Below are 2,873 nucleotides of genomic sequence, written 5' to 3' on the forward strand. Positions count from 1 at the left end.
TCAAAATATTTTTTTGAGCGTTTTGCTTTGTGCTGTAAGCTATACGCCATAAGCTAATAGCTAACTGCCTTCCAAAGCGGGTGCAAGAGTAATACTTTTTTATAAAACACCAAAAGTTTTGGAAAGTTTTTTTGAAATATTTTTCATATATTATCTTATCATACTTATTATCAAAAACTTGTAAATGAAAAATAGAATGTTACTCTTTAAAATACTTATTAATACCGTAAAATAACTTATTCTTGGGTCAAAAACTTATTAATACGGGATTGGGGTTATTTAGTTATTGAGTTTTCAAAGATAAACAACTATCATTGTATATTTAATGATGACAGCTTATCTTATATATGAGTAATAATATAAAAGAATAAGTATATACTTATCTACAAATCTCTCAAAATTTATCTGTATTTTCCTAACATGTATCATATAAACCTTGGTAAGTTTATAATTCTTAGAAAATCTAAAATAGTCATTTTTGAAATATTATTCCGATATTTGCTCAAAAATTAGAGTTTGAAGCAGAATTTAATTCGTAAAAACTCTAACGAAAAAAACTGAGTAGACGTATAATAAGTTAACAATAAGCAGAAAATGACAATACAAATCCCTATTCCAAACCTCCTCGCCGACCCAACTTCTTTCCTCGAAAAGGAACTTTTACAAATAGAAGGCGTTGTAAGTGCTAAAGTAGAAATCAACAATCAGCGGGTGGTACTAGATACCAAAAACCTAGAATCAGCAGCTTTGGCAGTACAAAAAATAAAAAAATTAGGCTATAAAGTACCCATTACTCAAGCAACATACCCCGTCCTTGGCATGAGCTGTGCGGCTTGTGCCAGCGGGGCAGAAAACATTGTAAAGCAAACCGAGGGCATCGTATCGGCTTCGGTAAATTTTGCCACGGGCAACCTTACGGTGGAATATTTTCCGAGTGCAACAAGCATTGCCGAAATAAAAAAAGCCGTACAAAAAGGCGGGTACGACCTACTCATCGAAAATGAAGAAGAACAACAACAAACCCTCGAAGCTCTCCACGAAGAAAAACTCAAAAAACTAAAATTCAAATCGTTTTGGGCGATTATTCTGTCCCTTCCTGTGGTGATTATCGGAATGTTTTTTATGGACATGCCCTATAGCAACGAAATTTCATGGTTATTTGCTACCCCTGTCCTATTTTGGTTGGGTAAAGATTTCTTTGTGAATGCGTGGAAACAAGCCCAGCATCGCACCGCCAATATGGATACACTCGTGGCACTCAGCACAGGAATCGCTTATCTTTTTAGCGTAGTAATGATGATTTTTGCCGAGCATCTACACAAAATAGGTATCCATCCTCATGTGTATTTTGAAGCAGCATCGGTGATTATCGCCTTTATCTTATTAGGAAGATATTTGGAAGAAAAAGCCAAAGGAAATACCTCTACCGCTATCAAAAAATTAATGGGATTGCAACCCAAAACCGTGGTAATACTCCATGAAAATACCGAAAAAATCACACCGATAGAAGCGGTAAATACAGGGGATATTATCCTCGTGAAACCCGGTGAAAAAATTGCAGTGGACGGCATCGTAACGCAGGGAAACTCATTTGTAGATGAGAGTATGCTGAGTGGCGAACCTGTACCTGTACAGAAAAAAGAAGGCGAAAAAGTCTATGCAGGAACCATCAATCAAAAAGGAAGTTTTCAGTTTCAGGCAGTGAAAGTGGGCAAAGAAACGCTCCTTGCTCACATCATCAAAACGGTACAAGACGCCCAAGGAAGTAAAGCCCCTGTACAAAAATTAGCAGACAAAATCGCTGCTGTTTTTGTTCCCGCTGTTTTATCCATTGCGGTACTCACATTTGTACTTTGGGTAGTTTTAGGTACTGAAAATCAATGGGTACAAGGTTTGATTTCCGCCGTTACGGTATTGATTATCGCTTGCCCTTGTGCCTTGGGATTGGCTACTCCCACCGCAATAATGGTAGGTGTGGGCAAAGGTGCCGAAAACGGAATCCTCATCAAAGATGCTGAAAGTTTAGAATTGGCAAAGAAAATCAATGCCATCATTCTCGATAAAACGGGTACCATTACCCAAGGAAAACCTGAAGTTACTGATGTCCTTTGGCTAAATAACGATAGCTCTGCTGAAAGTATTCTTCTAAGCATTGAAAAACAATCCGAGCACCCATTGGCAGAGGCGGTTGCACTTAGACTCCACTCGGTAACCACTGTTGAAATATCTGATTTTGAAAGCATCACAGGCAAAGGTGCCAAAGCGATATTTAATGATAAAATGTATTTCGTAGGCAACCAAAAATTGCTGCTCGAAAATCATATCAATATTGATGCAAAGCTACTTGAAAAAGCCAACGAATGGACACACCAAGCCCAAACCGTAATTTGGTTTGCCGATAGTGAAAAAGCATTGAGCGTTTTGGCAATTTCGGATAAAATTAAGGAAAATTCCGTCCAAGCTATCCAAGAATTGCAGCAAATGGGGATTGAACTGTATATGCTCACGGGCGATAACGAGGCTACAGCAAAAGCTATTGCCCAACAAACGGGCATCGAACATTATCAAGCGGAAGTGTTGCCACAAGACAAAGCAGACTTTGTAAAAAAACTGCAATCTCAAGGAAAAGTAGTAGCCATGGTAGGCGATGGCATCAACGATAGTACGGCACTTGCCACGGCAGATGTGAGCATCGCGATGGGAAAAGGCTCTGATATCGCAATGGATGTTGCCAAAATGACGCTCATTTCATCAGATTTAACCAAAATTCCACAAGCTATTCGCTTATCAAAACATACGGTAGCAGCCGTTCGTCAAAATTTATTTTGGGCATTTATCTACAACCTCATCGGTATTCCCATTGCGGCAGGGGG

The 2,873-nt window shown here is 38.7% G+C and carries 1 protein-coding gene; it reads left to right on the forward strand.

What is annotated here, in order from left to right:
• Nucleotides 1-594 precede the first annotated feature (594 nt).
• The coding region (locus CCAND38_RS01265) for a heavy metal translocating P-type ATPase (protein WP_042343167.1) at nucleotides 595-2,873 on the forward strand (2,279 nt) is incomplete at its 3' end.

The sequence above is a fragment of the Capnocytophaga canis genome, assembly GCF_000827555.1.
GTDB classification, from domain to species: Bacteria; Bacteroidota; Bacteroidia; order Flavobacteriales; family Flavobacteriaceae; genus Capnocytophaga; species Capnocytophaga canis.